The sequence below is a fragment of the Gammaproteobacteria bacterium genome (genome assembly GCA_016705365.1).
Taxonomy (GTDB): Bacteria; Pseudomonadota; Gammaproteobacteria; order Pseudomonadales; family UBA5518; genus UBA5518.
In genome coordinates this window covers 260823-276675 of the sequence record JADIYI010000006.1, presented here as the reverse complement: position 1 = coordinate 276675, position 15853 = coordinate 260823, and the positions used below count along the sequence as shown (strand labels likewise).

11 protein-coding genes and 2 pseudogenes are annotated in these 15853 nt (G+C 61.7%); 12 read left to right on the top strand and 1 reads right to left on the bottom strand.

Annotated elements, in window-relative coordinates; translation table 11 throughout:
- From IPF49_07215 to IPF49_07170, 10 genes and pseudogenes are all read left to right on the top strand, one after another.
- A partial coding sequence (locus IPF49_07215) for a helicase (GenBank protein ID MBK6287412.1) occupies positions 1 to 2630 on the top strand: 2630 nt, incomplete at its 5' end.
- A complete protein-coding gene (locus tag IPF49_07210; protein MBK6287411.1) occupies positions 2558 to 3601 on the top strand; it encodes a DUF1998 domain-containing protein in 1044 nt (347 codons plus the stop codon). The genes IPF49_07215 and IPF49_07210, both read left to right, overlap by 73 nt.
- Positions 3598 to 4320 (top strand): hypothetical protein, encoded by a 723-nt coding sequence (locus IPF49_07205; protein ID MBK6287410.1) that lies wholly within the window; start codon positions 3598 to 3600, stop codon positions 4318 to 4320. The genes IPF49_07210 and IPF49_07205 overlap by 4 nt, the downstream gene beginning before the upstream one ends.
- Positions 4321 to 4478: 158 nt before the next feature.
- On the top strand, positions 4479 to 4667 hold the full coding sequence (locus IPF49_07200; protein MBK6287409.1) for a hypothetical protein: 189 nt from the start codon (positions 4479 to 4481) through the stop codon (positions 4665 to 4667).
- A 93-nt stretch (positions 4668 to 4760) separates the two neighbouring features.
- Positions 4761 to 6779: pseudogene (locus tag IPF49_07195) on the top strand (DEAD/DEAH box helicase).
- A gap of 157 nt (positions 6780 to 6936) precedes the next feature.
- Positions 6937 to 7326: a MotA/TolQ/ExbB proton channel family protein gene (locus IPF49_07190; GenBank protein MBK6287408.1), complete on the top strand. Its 390-nt coding sequence runs from the start codon at positions 6937 to 6939 to the stop codon at positions 7324 to 7326.
- Positions 7323 to 8201 (top strand): hypothetical protein, encoded by an 879-nt coding sequence (locus IPF49_07185; GenBank protein MBK6287407.1) that lies wholly within the window; start codon positions 7323 to 7325, stop codon positions 8199 to 8201. The genes IPF49_07190 and IPF49_07185 overlap by 4 nt, the downstream gene beginning before the upstream one ends.
- Positions 8122 to 8496 (top strand): hypothetical protein, encoded by a 375-nt coding sequence (locus tag IPF49_07180; GenBank protein MBK6287406.1) that lies wholly within the window; start codon positions 8122 to 8124, stop codon positions 8494 to 8496. Before IPF49_07185 ends, IPF49_07180 begins: the two co-directional genes overlap by 80 nt.
- A 1-nt stretch (position 8497) precedes the next feature.
- On the top strand, positions 8498 to 9226 hold the full coding sequence (locus IPF49_07175; protein MBK6287405.1) for an OmpA family protein: 729 nt from the start codon (positions 8498 to 8500) through the stop codon (positions 9224 to 9226).
- Complete coding sequence (locus IPF49_07170; GenBank protein ID MBK6287404.1) at positions 9210 to 10346, top strand: HNH endonuclease; 1137 nt, start codon at positions 9210 to 9212, stop codon at positions 10344 to 10346. Before IPF49_07175 ends, IPF49_07170 begins: the two co-directional genes overlap by 17 nt.
- Positions 10347 to 10609: 263 nt before the next feature.
- Here IPF49_07170 and IPF49_07165 read toward each other — a convergent pair.
- A pseudogene (locus tag IPF49_07165) lies at positions 10610 to 10810 on the bottom strand (transposase).
- Between the two features lie 135 nt (positions 10811 to 10945).
- Between IPF49_07165 and IPF49_07160 the strand changes: the two are divergent.
- Together IPF49_07160 and IPF49_07155 are read left to right on the top strand one after the other, a co-directional pair.
- Positions 10946 to 13009 carry a M28 family peptidase gene (locus tag IPF49_07160; GenBank protein MBK6287403.1) on the top strand — a complete coding sequence of 688 codons (2064 nt, stop codon included), beginning with the start codon at positions 10946 to 10948 and terminating at the stop codon, positions 13007 to 13009.
- A 126-nt stretch (positions 13010 to 13135) separates the two neighbouring features.
- Entirely contained in the window at positions 13136 to 15832 is a 2697-nt protein-coding gene (locus IPF49_07155; GenBank protein MBK6287402.1) for a TonB-dependent receptor, read from the top strand.
- Positions 15833 to 15853 lie beyond the last annotated feature (21 nt).

The following is a 15853-nucleotide window of genomic DNA, read 5'->3' as shown; positions in this document are numbered from 1 at the left end:
CTGATTGCGCGGTACTGAATGGCGCCGAAGCGAGCGAATGCACCCATTGCGGCGGCGCTGTCTTTCTGGTCGAGGTGGCACACAACCACCGTACCGTGCAGCGCGAAGGGGCAACGGTGGTGAAGTCGCACCACGATTGCCCCTACTGCGAGGGTGATCGCACGTTGACCATTCTCGGTTCGCAGGCCGCGAGTATTGCCAGCGTGGAACTCGGGCAGTTGTTCGGCAGCCGCTACAATTCCGACAAGAAGCTGATTGCGTTTTCAGACTCGGTTCAGGATGCCGCGCATCGCGCGGGCTTCTTCGAGGCACGCACCTGGCGGTTCAATATGCGGCCTGCGCTGGCGCAGGTAATCCGCGCTGCGGCGACAGCCGGCACGCCACTGACGCTCGCGGAACTGCCCGCTGCCCTGCGCAATACCTGGTGGGACAATCCGCACGGGCGCAACTATCTCAAGACCTTCACGCCACCGGAACTCTCCTGGCTGCGCGATTACGAAGCGCTGGTCAGGGATGATCAGCTGCCCGACACGGACTATCTCGAGCGCCTGGTCGAGCGCGCCATGACCTGGGCGATCTTTCGTGAGTTCGGACAGGACGCGCATATCGGGCGCACCTTGCCGCGTACGCAAAGCGCCTCGGTGGCGGTCGATGAGGAGGCATTCGGGGCCGCGCTGGAGCAGACCGTTACGCAATTGCGCGAGCATGTGGATGCGCTGCGCGTCATCGACAGCGATGCCGTTCGGGTATTCCTGCTTGGACTTCTGGCGCGCATGTTGCGCATTGGCGCGATCTGGCATCAATCCCTCGAATTCTATGCCTCGAAAGGGTGCAGCGTTTTTTCCTATCGCAACAACCCGGCGGAGTTTCGCCTTCTCAGTGGACCGCGGCCTCCGCGTTTCGTGTGTCTGCAGGACTACGGACGCTGCGACGCAGTCACCGGCACGGGCGACGGTCATGCGTTCTACAAGGAATGGGTGTTCAAGTGCTTCGAACCGCTGCGTGCCCAGGCGTTTTTTGACGACACCGAACTGGCGATTGTCTACCGGATCGCCCTGCAGGCACTCGCGGCGCAGGAGTTGAGCTCCGCGCTCCCTGCCGAGCGTGACGGGATAGCGGTATGGGGAATCAGACCCGAGCGCTGGCAAGTGCTGGATTGCGCGGCGTCGTGGCGCTGTACCCTTTGTCGACATGAAGCGCTGACCGGCCCTGCGGCAACACTGGCTGGAACGGTGTGCCGGCGATCCGGTTGCTGGGGCAGCTATGTGGCTTCTCCGGCCAATGATCTGGGTTTTTACCAGCAACTGTATTTTCACGCGGACGTGCGCCGCATTTTTGCTCATGAGCACTCGAGCCTGCTCGATCGCGAAACCCGCGAGCGGGGTGGAGTTGTCGTTCAAGGAGGGCGGATCAATGTCCTCTCCGCCACACCCACGCTGGAGATGGGCATCGATATCGGCGATCTGTCCTCGGTGCTGCTGTGCTCGGTACCGCCAAACCAGGCGAATTATCTGCAGCGGTGGTGTGGGCGGGCGGGTCGCAAACCGGCAATGCCGCGCTTGCCACGGTTGCCAACGGACGGCCGCACGATCTGTATTTCTGGGCCGCACCGCGGGCGATGCTGGCCGGGCAGATCGATCCCTCCCGGCATCTTTCTCAATGCCTCGGCGGTTCTGGAGCGCCAGCTTGCGGCGTTCACGCTCGATAGCTGGGTGCACCACGTTGGCGACAAGGCACGCATCCCCAAACAGCTTCGTGATGTGATTGCCGCGGTTCGCAACCAGACGCGCAGCCGCTTTCCGTACACCTGGCTGTATTACATCGAGGAGAACCGCGCCGGTCTGCTGGCTGCCTTCGTGGAGATGTTTCGGGCGCCGGGCACAACGCTTTCCGAACGCAGCATCGAGTGGCTGGAGCGGTTTATCGAAGGCAAGGCGACGGCGGAGGGCTCGCTCGGCTGGAAAATTCTCAATCGGCTGATGGCGGTGGCCGGCGATCTCGAGGATCTTGAGCGACGGCGATTGCGCATCGAACGGGAGATTCAGCGCGTAGAGGCCGAACCGGTACAGGGCGAGACGCAGCAATTCGAGTTGCGTGATCTGCGTACCGAGCGGACCGCGGTGCAGAAACTCGTTCTCGAGATTCATGGTCGTGCCGTGCTGCAATGGCTTACCGATGAAGGGCTGCTGCCAAATTACACCTTTCCCGAGCAGGGGGTAACGCTGCACTCGGTGATCGTGCGCGATGGGCTGCGACCGGGTGCAACCGATGAAGACCGCGTCATGCTGCTCAAATACGAACGCCCGGGTGTTAGCGCGATCACCGAGCTGGCGCCCGAGAACACCTTCTATGCGGAGGGGCGCCGGGTCACAATCGAGCAGGTGGAAGTTCCGGCCGAAGGACCGGGCGCTGGCGCTTCTGTCGCAGTTGTTCGTATGCGGCGTCCGAGCCGAGCGCGAGCGAACAGGCAGTTTGTCCACGCTGCTCCGACGGCATGTGGAGCGATGCGGGGCGGGTTCGGCCGATGTTGCGCCTGCAAACGGTGTACGCCCGAACGATGGACAGCAAGAGCCGGGTGGGCGATGACACCGATGATCGCGAGCGGCGTTTTTATGTTCGGCAGGCGCTGATTGATATCGCACCAAACGCCATCACCAGTGCCTGGGCCGTGGACCGCGAGGAATACCCTTTCGCCTTCGAGTTTATCGATCGGATCGGCTTTCGCGAGGTCAATTTCGGCGAACGCGCGAGCGACGGGCAGAACATGATGATCGCCGGTGATGACCAGCGTCGCCGCGGCTTCACCATATGCGTTGAGTGCGGCACCCTGCAGCGACGCCGCAAACAGGCTGATCACTGGAAGAACCATGCGATTTATTGCGCGCGGCCCCGTGACGCAGCCACACCGAGTGCCGAGTGCGTGTTCCTGTACCGCGAGTTCAATAGCGAGGGCATCCGCTTGTATCTGCCCGAGGCAGCCTTTGGCGATGCCGAAACGCGGGTGCATTCCTTTGTGGCGGCGGTTCAGATGGGGCTGGAGAGGCGATTCGCCGGTGCCGTGGAACATCTTCGCGTGGCACGCGATGTGCGTATTGCCGACGGGCAGGACAATCCCCGGCAGTACCTGGTGATCTATGACGCGGTGCCGGGCGGCACCGGTTATCTGAAGGACCTGATGCGCGATCCGCAACCCATATTCGAGTGCTGCAGCTGGCGCTGGCTGCGCTCATCCTGCGGCTGCAACACCGACTCCGAGGCGGATGGCTGCTACCGCTGCGTGTATCGCTACCGCAACAGTTTCGAGCGCGACCGCGTATCGAGGCGCACCGCGACACTGCTGCTGAAGGAAATCGTGGGCTATCAGGACAAGCTGAAGCGGGTGAGTTCCGTGGGCGAGGTAGTAACGCCAAACGCCATGTTCGACAGCGAACTGGAGAAACGCTTTATCGAGGCGCTGCGGCGGCGCCCTCGGAGGATGCGGAGCGTTTTGATCTCGGTGCTGCAATCGTGCGCGGCAAGCCGGGGTACCATTTGCGCGCTGGTGAGCGCAATTGGCGGATCGAACCGCAGGCGCTGCTGGGCCCCGAGCAGGGAGTCGTGATCGCCTGCAAGCCCGATTTTCTGCTGTGGCCGGAATCAGCGCCGGGAACACTGCCGATTGCGGTGTTTCTCGATGGCTGGCAGTACCACAGGAATCGCATCGGCGATGATATTGCCAAACGCATGGCGATCGCCCGCAGCGGTCGCTTCACGGTCTGGACGCTGACCGCCGGCGACGTGACCTACTTCCTCGATGGTGGAGACAACCAGCCGGAAACGCCATGGGCTGGAGCATTTGTGTCGAACGCCGGTGCGGCGGAAGCGGTGTGCAAGCGCTTCGAGGTGGGGGAACATCAGCATTTCCACGTACAGGGTGCCTTCGCACAGCTGCGCGACCGCCTGCAGGGTATGGACGATGACACGCTGACTCGGGTAGGTATAACGCTGGCGCTGCGCATCGGGGCCAGGCCGCTCCAGACCACCGAATTTACCAGTCTCTGCGCCAGCGAGGCTTTTTCCCGGCTGCAGTCGCTGCCCCGTTTGCCTGGGAGAGCACTGCCGATCTTGGTCGCTGCTGGACCTCGCCCGCGGCGCTCTTTGCGATTGCGGTGCGGGGCACAAGTTCCGCGATTTCGACCTTGCCATCGTCACCGCTGGATCGGAGTCGACAGCCCACGATCGTGCTGCATTGGCGCGACGCACCGAATGCGCCGGATGATGAGCGCAAGCGCTCCTGGCAGCAATGGTGGCAGGCAGCGAATCTGCTGCTTCCGGTTGTAAATGTTTGGGCAGTAGCAGATATCGAATGCCCGATCGAGGAACTCGTCGCGGCACCGGTCTGGAAGAAGTCTGCCAGCCTGGACGCTGTCTGGGGACTGGTCGCGGCAGCCGCGGCGGACGCTGTTCAGGATCGGATTCGCGAACTGAGCGAAGCGTCGGTGCCTCCACCGGAGGTAGGATTCGAGTTGCTGGACCAGGACGGGCGGGTAGCCGGTGAAGCCGAACTCGCCTGGCCGGAGCGACGGATCGCCATGGTGCTCGACGAACACCAGATTGCACTGTTTGAGGAACTGGGATGGCGTGCGTTCACACCCGACAAGGGTGCGCCGCTGAACGAATTGAGATAGGGAGACCAGGATGAACGTAGCGGTAAGGTGGCGTTGTCCGATGATTTCCTGCAGGCGTTCTCGCGCCTGCCACGCGACAAGCAGCAGGGCGTGATGCGTTTTCTGTCGAAGTTCCGGCAGAACCCGACCGCGTCGGGGATCAACTATGAACGGATCCGCCAGGCGCTGGATGACGGTATTCATTCGGTGCGTATTGACCAGGATTATCGCGGCATTGTACTGCGTCCCGAAAACGGCAATGTATATTGCCTGTTATGGGTCGACAAGCACGATAACGCCTATGACTGGGCGCGGCGGCATCGTGTGGCAGTAAATCCGGAGCTCGGCAATATCCAGGTTTTCGAGACCTCGTATGTCGAAGGGCAGGACGATGTCCAGCCTGCAGCCGCGCCGGAGCCCGCCGCGGCTGAAGGGTTTGTTTGCCGGCCTGAAGGATCGGGAGCTGGTGCGGCTTGGTGTTCCCGAGGAATGCATACCGAAGGTGCGCAGCGTATCCGATGAGACGGGCCTGGACGCGCTACAGAAAATCCTGCCGGATGACGGCTACGAGGCGCTCTTCATGTTCGCCGCGGGTGAGGGCTACGAGTCGCTGGTTCGCGACCGGGAGGCACCGACAGAGGTCGATACGCAGGATTACGCCGCCGCACTCGAGCGCGTGGAAACCCGCCGCCATTTCGTGCTGATCACCGACGACAGCGATCTGGACGCGCTGCTTGCCGCGCCGCTCGCCAAGTGGCGCGTGTTCCTGCATCCAGCGCAGCGCAAGCTGGTCGAGCGCGACTGGAACGGACCGGTGCGCGTGCTGGGTGGCGCGGGTACGGGCAAGACCGTGGCCGCGATGCATCGCGCTGTGTGGCTGGCGCGGCAATACCTCAAGGTGCCCGGTCGCCCGGTGCTGTTCACAACCTTTACCAAAACGCTTGCAAAGGATATCCAGGCGCAACTCGCGATGGTCGCCTCGCCCGAGGAGCGTGACCGCATCCAGGTCGTGCATATGGACCAGTGGGCAATCGGGATTCTGCGCAAGCACGGATTCAAGGAGAACCTGCTGTTCAGCGAGCCCAAGCGCCGCGAGCTGTGGAAAATGGCCTGCACCTGCGCGCCGGTCGATCTGGACTTGCCCGAGGAGTTCTATCAGGCCGAGTTCGAACGCGTCGTTCTCCCCCAGGGCTGCGAGACCGTGGATGACTACAAGGCCGCGAGCCGAATCGGCCGGGGAGTGCAACTGAATCGCGCAAAACGCATCGCGATCTGGCCGGTATTCGCGGAATACCGCTCGTTGTTGCGCCGGGCTGGGTTCAGGGAAGCCGAGGAGGCTATCGCGACGCGCTGGCCCTGATGAAGCAGGAACGCGACGGACTTGGTATTCGTGCGGTTGTGATCGACGAGACGCAGGATCTCAGCGCGTCCGCGCTGGCGCTGTTGCGTGCCGCCGTTCCCGAGGGCCCGAACGATATGTTCCTGGTCGGCGATGCGCACCAGCGTATCTACCGCCACAAGGTCGTGCTGTCGCGTATCGGCATCAATATCCAGGGTCGCGGCAGGCGTTTGCGGGTGAATTACCGCACGACCGACGAGATCCGCCGCTGGGCGGTGGCGCAGTTGGCGAACTGCTCGATCGATGATCTCGACGGACAGCCCGACACGCTTGTGGGCTATCAGTCGCTAACGCATGGTTCGGCACCCGATGTACGCACCAGCAAGACGACGGCGCAGGAGCGACCCCTGATCGAGCAGGCCATTGCACAACTGCTTGCTGATGGCATACCGCAGCAAGGTATTTGCATTGCCTCGCGCACCAACGCTGATTCCGAGCGCTACGAGCAGTTGTGTCGCGGCGCGGGATACGAGGTTCGACGACTCGTCGGATGCCGGCGACGATGCCGACAAGCCGGGATACGCATCGCCACGATGCATCGGGTCAAGGGCCTGGAATTCGATGCAATGATCATCGCTGGCTACAAGGGCCCCGAGGCCTACACCGAGCGCTTCGCCGAAGACGAGGATGCCGGTGTGGTGGTGGACACCCTGACCAGCGAACGCTCATTGCTGCATGTGGCTGCGACGCGGGCGAAGCGGTATTTGATGGTCAGCATACTGGCCAAATCATGAATTAATCGATAACGACTGAAAAATTCAGCAAAGGATGTAGTTATGTTGATGGGGATAGGACAGGAAATTGCTCAGTTCTTGATGGTCATGTCGCCACAGGATGTGACGGATGTAGTGGTACTTGGTGTGATCGGAATCCTGTTGTCGGCGGGGGGCTATGGCGTGGAAAGCTGTGCCCAACGCGCAGCGCTATGTTGAATACGCGCCAGGGTTGATGACTTCGCTTGGAATTTTCGGAACTTTTGTGGGAGTTGTAATCGGTCTGCTGCATTTCGATATCCGGCCCGATGCAATAGACGGAAGTATTGCCACCCTGATCGAGGGACTGAAAACAGCCTTCCTCACCAGTGTCGTCGGTCTTGCCGGCGCAATGATATTCAATTTTGCCGATGCAGTATGGTTCGATCGCAGGCGACAAGCAAATGTGGAAACGCATACCGTTACGCCGTCCGATATACACAACGCGCTGACAGCACAGACCGATGTGCTGCGCTCGATGCAAAGAGCCTGGCAGGCAGCGAGGAAGATTCGCTGGTCGGCCAGATGAAGTTGCTGAAGGCAGATGTAAAGGACTTTGAGCGCGGTGTTCAGCGAAATCATGATCAATTTCAGACGCGCTTATGGACCGAGCTGCGCGGTTTTGCCGATCTGCTGGCTAAGTCCGCAACCGAGCAGGTTATCGAAGCGCTCAAACAGGTGATCGTTGATTTCAGCAGGAACCTCACCGAGCAGTTCGGCGAGAATTTCAAGGCGCTCGATGCGTCCGTCAAGAAACTGGTGGACTGGCAGACGGAGTACAAGGATCAGGTCGAGCAGATGGGGCAGCAATACCGGCAGTCCGTCGAATCCCTGGTTGAAACAAAGACCGCCGTTGCCGGTATTTGGGAAGAGTGCAAGGAGATCCCGCTGGCAATGGCCGAATTGCGTACGGTACTCGAAGTCAATCAGCACCAGATTCAGGAGCTTCAGAGGCATCTTGAGGTCTTTGGCGTGATGCGGGACAAGGCGGTTGAAGCGGTTCCGACCATCAATGCGAAGCTCGAGGAGATCGGAAATAATCTGATCGAGGGATCGCAGCGCATGCAGATTGTGTTGCTTGAAGGCGCCACGGATTTCAAGGCATCCGTAACGTCGACCAATTCGGCCATGAACGAGATGGCGCATACCGTCAGCAACAATGCGGAGGGGCTGACAACTCTGCTGTCGGACGCGTCATCCACGTTCACAAATTCGATGAGCGACAGCATTGCCCGTATGGAAGCGTCCAGCAAGGATGTGCATCAGGGTTTCATGACCATGGCCTCTGAGGTGTCTGGACATGCGGAGGAACCTGCGCAAGCAGATGAGTGGCGTGCTAAACGAATACGACACGGCAGTCAACAAGGTGATGGCGTCGTTTGGATCATTTGGCGCGCGGATTGAGGGAGAGGTTCAGCGCAATACCGAGGCGGTGATGCTTCAGTTGAGCAAGGTTGTCGAAAAGGGCTTGGGTGGGGTGTCCGCGAATATCGATGCGGCAGTCGAGCGCACCAGGGAAGCAATCAACAAGGAGTTCGCTGCCTTGGAGGAAGGACGTACCCGCGAGCTGAATCGTGTGATGTCGGACATGGGAAGCGCGTTGGCGACGATAACCAGACAGTTCGCCGATGATTATTCCGGTCTGGCAAGAGCGATGGCCAGGTTCAACTCGCAAACTGCCGAAACGTTGCGTCAGTAGCATGGAACATATTATCGGGAAGTCGACGGAACTGCGCGAAAGCAGGCATGAGCACTGGGTATCCATGTCGGATCTGATGGCCGGTCTGATGATGGTGTTTCTTTTGATTGCAATTGCATATATGCGATTCATCCATGTACAGAAGCAGGAGATCGAAAAGATTGCCTACGCCTATCGAAATACAAATGTTGCTATATACAACGCGCTCAGAACAGAGTTTTCTGCTGATCTCGAGCGCTGGAAAGCCCAGATAGACGAAAATGAACTTTCCTTCGAGTTCACCAGTGATGAGGCTTCGTTTGCTTCAGCCTCGGTCAAGTTGCGACCGGAATTTGAACTGGTCATTGCGGAGTTCTTTCCTGCTTACGTCAGGGTGCTTGGCAATTTCAAGGCCGATATACAGGAAGTCAGAATCGAGGGCCACACCAGCAGCGAGTGGACCGGAAGTAATGATCCGGATCAATCCTACTTTCTGAATATGGCGCTGTCGCAAGGCCGGACACGCGAAGTATTGCAGTTTGCATACACGCTCGAAGCGATCGCCCCCGAGCGAGAGTGGATCAAGGAAAAATTCGCGGCCGTTGGCTTCTCCTCCTCTCATCCGGTGTTGGTGGATGGTATTGAGAGTCGCGAGAAATCGCGGCGCGTGCGCTTTACTGTAATCACCAATGCTGAAACAAAGATCGGTGAGATACTGAACAGGAGTCGTCGCGATGCCTCTGCGCGTTGACCTCACTGAACTCTGGGAGCAAGTGCATCGCATCACGAAGAACTCCGCGCGCCTGAACGTTGACTTGTATTCGCAACCGCTGGAACCCATAGACATTGAGCTGGACGAAGGAAAAGAAGTTACGCTTGCGGATGTTTCGTCCATTGGCGGCTTGCTGTCCTACCGTGGACGCCAGGTATTGCTCTATATCCGGGATCATGGTGGTAATGTCGCTCAAGCGGTAGCTGGGAATCCATGGGCGGGCAACAGATTTCACGTTGCCGATTGCAGAACACTGGTGGAGATGAGATCAACAAATCGATACGAGCGATATGTTGCCACCAACAAACTGCAAGGACTGTTTTACATAGTCAATGAAAGAATTGGTCGCGGTCAGAGAGAAGGCTACGCCAGGCTGAAGGTCTGTCAAAATTGTCTGACCCGCCTCAATTACGAGAATGCGCGATTTTGTTCCACGAGGCCGATAGCCGCCAAATTTTCCCTTGATGATTTTTTCAGCACATACAGTTCCTGCTTTTCATACTTGCCAGGGCGACGAAACACCGATGCGGCTGATGGATATACCGAAGATTTGTCATCCGCCTCATCCCGAGTCCGGGAAGAAAGGGGATTCGTTTGCGAGCAGTGTTCCGTGAATCTCCTGTCAGCAAGGGGTCTCTGTTATGTACATCACAAGGACGGCATCAAGTCCAATAATCACCCTGGCAACCTTCAGGTTCTGTGTGCGCCCTGTCACCGAACCCGCCCCGGACACCAGGGTATGTTTGTATGCCATGCAGACATGCAGAGGATTTCTCGGCTACGCAGAGAACAGAGTGTTGGCGGACAGGGATGGCTAAATGTTTTCAAGGAGGTCGATCCGGCTATTCGGGGTGCATTGACAGCATTACAGAGGCGCGGTGCAAGCCCACCAGAAATCGGATGCGACGTTCCCGATGCGCGCGGCGTGATCGTAGATTACGCAGAAGTAGGCTGGACTCGGGAACGCGTCGGCATTGCTGTCAAGCCCGCTCAGATCCAGAGCGAGTGGACGCTGTGGTCTTTTGATGACGTGTTGTTGAGGCCGGATGTGTTCCTGGGATTAATTGGCATGCAAGGGTCTTCGCCTGGCGCTGAGTAGTGAGTATGTGGCGCCTGCTCAAGGGGGAGCCAGCCGGCGAACCAGGGTTGTTAGTGCGTTTCTGGACCTGCATTCGGCATTGATGCTGGCGCCGACCGACTGCGCCATCTTGCTGCCACAGGGTGGGGTACGCGACCATTAGGGACTGAAAGTGGGTTACGCAATGCTGCGCCAACTGCGGCCTTGGCTAAAAGCCATCCACGAGTTGTATTGAATCCACGTTTCGCTTTCCTGCGTTTCATTTCATGATACGCCATCTCCAATTCCGCCGGCGGGATGTTGCCAATCGGCTCCAGCAGCCGGCGATGATTGAACCAGTCGACCCACTCCAGAGTCGCATACTCGACCGCATCGAGGTGCCGCCACGGACCGCGACGGTGAATGACTTCGGTCTTGTAGAGGCCGATGATGGTCTCGGCCAGCGCGTTGTCGTACGAGTCGCCGATACTGCCGACCGACGGTTTGTTTGACGTCCGTCAAAACTGACCCACTGGGGGTGCTGCGCGCCTCCGCTTCTGGCCTTTGTCTTAGCTCCGGGCCTATTCTGCGTGCCGGTGTGCACGCCTCCCGCGTGTTCAGCCCGCACGGAGCGAATCGCCATGGACCAACTGTTCTCATGCTTGCCCGGCGCCGCGCTCACCGCCGTTCTGCTTTTCTTTGTGCCCGCGGCGAGCGCTGTGATATCGCCCGATGAGCAGCGTGTGCTCGATGCAATCGACGCGCGGCGTGCGCTGGCGGATATCGAGTGGATCAGCCACAGCGCGGATGGCATCGCGCAGGGCGTTGGCGCCGGCTCCGTGGTTGCGGGCAGCCCCGAGGAAGCCGCGCTCGCCGCGGATATCGCGCAGACCTTCCGCGGCCTCGGCCTCGAGGTGCGCATCGAGGAGTTTCCGGTTCGCGCTTACCGTTACGCCGAGCCCAAGCTGCTCGCCAACGGCAAACCGGTGCCGGCGATCGCCCTGCACGCCACGGGTGCCGTGTCCGGTCGCCGCGACGGCGTCGATTTCGCGCGTGGCAACGAAGCCGAAGGGCGGCGCCTTCGGCTCGGGCTCGTGGATGCCGGGGACGGCTATGCGCCGGATTACGATCGCATCGGCGATGTGCGCGGCAAGGCGGTGCTGGTACGGCGCGACCTGCGCGACTGGCCTCCGGCGCAAATTACCGAAGCCGCGCACCGCGGCGCGCGCGCGATCGTGTTCTTCGATCATCCCGCTTCCGGGGACCGTATCGATGCGCTGCGCCAGGACAGCCTGTGGGGGCACGAACAACTGCCGACGGTGGCGATCAGCATTCGATCCGCGCGCGCGCTGCAGGCCGAACTGGTGGCGGGCGCGGTGGAGATCGCGCTGGAGAGCCGCGTCGAAATCGGCGATGGCCGCTCGCGCAACGTGATCGGGGTGCTGCGGGGGACGGAGTCACCCGATCAGTGGGTGGTGGTATCGGGGCACTATGACCGCTGGTTCCAGGGCGCGCTCGACAACGCGAGCGGTACGGCCGCGGTGCTGGAGATGGCCCGCGCGTTCACCGGCTCGGGAATCCGGCCCGCGCGCTCGCTGCTGTTCATGGCCGTGGGCAGCGAGGAGGCCGGGCTCGAGGATCCGGAGCGCGACTGGCTTGCGGGCTCCCATGCGTTCCTGCTCGCAAACCCGGAGGTGACGCGCAAGGCAGCGCTGGTGTTCAACCTGGACGGCGTCGGCTGGACGCCGGCCGCGGCGAAACTTTCGACCACGCCGGATATTCTCGCGGGCCAGCGCGCGGTGCTCGCCGACCTTGGCCTGGCCGAGGCTGTCGAGGCGCGGGCACTGACCGGGAGTTCCATCGATGCCTGGAACTTCGGGGTGCTGGGGGGGGCCGCAACGAACGCGCTGATCACCTGGGATCCCTCGTACTCGCCCCTCTACCATACGCAGGAGGATGTTTTCCTGGCCGGGCGTTTTGCCAACATGCCGCGCGACCTGAGTATCGTGGGGCTCAGCCTCGCGCGTGCCGCGACCGAGGCGCGTCCCGAGGTGCGGCTGACCGCGCTCGCCGACTTCGTGGTCGAGCAACTCGCCGTGGAGGCGAAGCCGCTTGCCGGGGTTTCCCTGGCAGACATCGATGAGGCGCTCACGGCGTTTCGTGCCGCGGCCGCTGCCGTCGCGACGGCCGGCGCGGGCGAGCGCGGCGATGCGGCTGCGCGCACCCTGATGCTCGTGCGTCGCGCGCTGGTGCCCTGGCTGTATGCCGCCAACGGGGAATTCGAGCAGTCGGTTCGCATTGCCGAGTACGCGCACCGCGTGGCAGCGCTCGACACCGCGATGGAGGCGCTGCGCAAGGAGGATCGCCAGGGTGCGCTGGAGGCGATCGGCACGTTCTACGAAGGGCGCCAGTGCCAACGCCTGTCACCGGAGGTCTATGCCATCGAGCGGAGTTTCTGGGCCGGCGAGGGTGGCTGGTCCAGTCGCTTCGGGCATCGCGCGCCACCGCCCTTGCCGGCTTTCGACGCCGCGTGTCGTGCCCTCGCCGGCGGTGCCGGTCCTCCGACGCCGGCGATCGCGGGCTTCGAGGCCGCCCGCGCCGAGGCATTGCTTGCCGCGGAGCAGTCGCTGGCACTGATGGCGGCAAAGTTGCACGTGGCGGCCGCGGAGCTGCAGGCATTTATCGCCACCGGCGTTTCGCGTTGAGGAGTGCCCGGGTAACCGCGGGTAACCGCGGTTTGACAAAGTTCAGCGAACATCTGGACAATCAGCGCCCTATCAAGAAAATCGCCGCCGGCCTCCGCCAGGCGGCTCGGCAAGGGGAGAGACACCATGCGCATTTGTGTTGCTGGAGTTGGCCGGGCGTTCCGTTTGCGCCGAGCGGTGATCGGCATGGCCGCGAGCCTGCCACTGCTAGGCATCGCGGTCGCGGTACCGCTCGCTCAGGCGCAGACCGCGCCAGCGGCAGGTGCGTCGCTCGGTATCGAGGAAGTGGTCGTGACCGCCACGCGGCGCAGCGAGCTGCTCTCCGATGTTCCGATCAGCGTGACCTCGTTCGGAGACGAGGAACTGCAGCAGCGTGGCGTCAAGCAGTTCGACGACCTGGTCCGGCTCACACCGGGCCTGAACCTGTCGCGGCAGAGTTTTACCGGCGCCAGCCAGATCGCGATCCGGGGTATTTCCTCCAACGCGGGCTCCGGCACCACCGGCCTCTACATCGACGACACCCCGATCCAGGTGCGCAACCTCGGTTTCGCCTCCGGCAACGCGTTCCCGGGGCTGTTCGACATCGAACGCGTCGAGGTGCTGCGCGGGCCGCAGGGCACGCTGTTCGGCGCCGGTTCCGAGGGTGGCACGGTGCGTTTCATCCAGACCCAGCCGAGCCTCACCGAAACCTCGGCAACGGCGCGCGGCGAGGTCTCGACCACGGAGAATGGCGACGAATCCTATGAAGCGGGTGTCGCCTACGGCCAGCCGCTGTCGGATCGCGTGGGGGTGCGCGGCAGCGTCTACTACCGGCGCGACGGTGGTTTCATCGATGGCGTCGGCGGAACCTACCAGATCGTCGATCCGACCGGAGCCTCCTATGGCGACTCGGTCGATTTCACCAAGACCAGGACCTACGAAGAGGACGTCAACTGGGCCGAGACGCAGGCCTTCCGCCTGGCGTTCAAGTTCCAGGCTACCGAGGATCTGAGTATCACTCCGTCGGTGTTCTACCAGAAAGTCCACAACAACGACGGCGCCGGCGCGGGCAGCGTCTACGATCTCGCCACCTCGGACGAGAACGACCGCGACTATTCGCGGCAGTACTACAAGACCGGCGCCCCGGGTACCGTCTACACCTTCCCCAACACCAGCGAGACTGTCACGCTGAACGCGATGTCGGCGCCCGACAACCAGCGCGGCGAGGACGAGTTCACGCTCACGGCGCTCGCGCTCGACTGGGACCTCGGGTGGGCGCAGCTGGTCTCCAACACTTCGTATTTCGATCGCGACCAGTACCAGTGGTCCGACTACACCAAGGGCTACGTGCAGTACTACGCGCCCGAGTATTTCCTCGAGGCCGACGGCGTCACCTCCACTGGTACTTACGCCCCCGAGGGCTGGCGGTCGATGTCGCAGTACAACAACGAGCAGCAGAATTTCGTGCAGGAGATCCGGCTGCAGTCGAGCGACGACGATGCGCGGCTGCGCTGGGTGGCGGGCCTGTTCTACTCGGACCTGGAGCAGAACGCCTCGCAGCCCATCAACCAGAACTTCCTGATCGGTGCGAGCTGGGTGGGTTTCTACCCCACCGGTTTCGATTACGGCTACTACGGCGTGAACGACGGCGATCCCTTCGGCCCGGGTTCCACGGGGTTGCAGAACTTCTTCGGGGACGACGCGCTACCGAACGGGGTGCTGTTCTACGGCGAGTGGAGCACGCAGGAAAAGCAGAAGGCGGGATTTGTCCAGATCGACTTCGACCTCACCGACACGATCACCCTGACCGCGGGTATCCGCGCCTCGGAAAACGAGCTGGATTTCGACGCGGCGTACCTCGGGCCGGAGAACAACGCCAACGCGCCGTTCGGGTTCCCGTGCTTCGACCCGGCCGACTGCAGCTTTGGCAGCGGCGCGATGGCACCCTCTTATCCCACCTCGGCCTCGGGTTCGAATGAAACGGCCTACACGCCGAAGTGGGGCATCTCCTGGGAGCCGGATGACGACAACATGGTCTACGCCACGGCGGCCAAGGGATTCCGCCCGGCGGGAGCCTCGCTGCGCGTCCCCTCGGTCTGTGACGCCGACCTGATAACCAACGGCTATGTCGATGCCAATGGCGACCCGGTGCAGCCGGAAACCTACGATTCCGATTCGGTCTGGAGTTACGAACTGGGCGCCAAGAGCCGGCTCATGGGCGGGCGGCTGGTGCTCGACGGCAGTGTCTATCGCATCGAGTGGAAGGACATCCAGGCCAACGTCAGCCTGCCGAACTGCGAATACAACTTTGTCGACAACCTGGCCGATGCGACCTCGGAGGGCTTCGACCTGTCGTTCCAGTTCCTGGTCACCGACAATTTCGTCCTGAGCGGTGCCTACGGCTACAACGATCCGCGTTTCGACAAGGATGCCGTTTCACCTGGCGGCGTGAAGATCTACAGCGAGGACGCGGCGATCCCGGACGCCGGTCCGCCGCAGACCCTCTCGCTCACCGGCGAGTACACGCTCAGCCTGCCGGGCGGCTATGACGGCTACGCGCGCGCCGACTACACCTACTCGGCGCAGATGCGCCGCGTCGGTGACCAGGTGGCCTCGGATCCGTTTTACGATCCGCGCCTGAAGCCCACCGGGTCCTTCGCGCTGGTGAACCTGCGCCTCGGTGCGCGTTTCTCGAATTACGATATCTCGCTGTTCGTGCTGAACCTCACCGACGAGACGGCAGATCTCGACCTTGCCGCGGGTTCCTACTACGACCCGCAGGACTGGAGCAACCAGGCATTGCGCCCGCGCAGTTTCGGGTTGATGGGTGCCTGGCGCATGTGAGCCGGGACAAACGCCTGCGGC

Coding starts and splice junctions, on each gene's coding strand:
- IPF49_07210 (MBK6287411.1), top strand. CDS start 2,558: ATGGACAGCAAGAGCCGGGTGGGCGATGACACCGATGATCGCGAGCGG.
- IPF49_07190 (MBK6287408.1), top strand. CDS start 6,937: ATGGCGTGGAAAGCTGTGCCCAACGCGCAGCGCTATGTTGAATACGCG.
- IPF49_07185 (MBK6287407.1), top strand. CDS start 7,323: ATGAAGTTGCTGAAGGCAGATGTAAAGGACTTTGAGCGCGGTGTTCAG.
- IPF49_07180 (MBK6287406.1), top strand. CDS start 8,122: ATGAGTGGCGTGCTAAACGAATACGACACGGCAGTCAACAAGGTGATG.
- IPF49_07175 (MBK6287405.1), top strand. CDS start 8,498: ATGGAACATATTATCGGGAAGTCGACGGAACTGCGCGAAAGCAGGCAT.
- IPF49_07170 (MBK6287404.1), top strand. CDS start 9,210: ATGCCTCTGCGCGTTGACCTCACTGAACTCTGGGAGCAAGTGCATCGC.
- IPF49_07160 (MBK6287403.1), top strand. CDS start 10,946: ATGGACCAACTGTTCTCATGCTTGCCCGGCGCCGCGCTCACCGCCGTT.
- IPF49_07155 (MBK6287402.1), top strand. CDS start 13,136: ATGCGCATTTGTGTTGCTGGAGTTGGCCGGGCGTTCCGTTTGCGCCGA.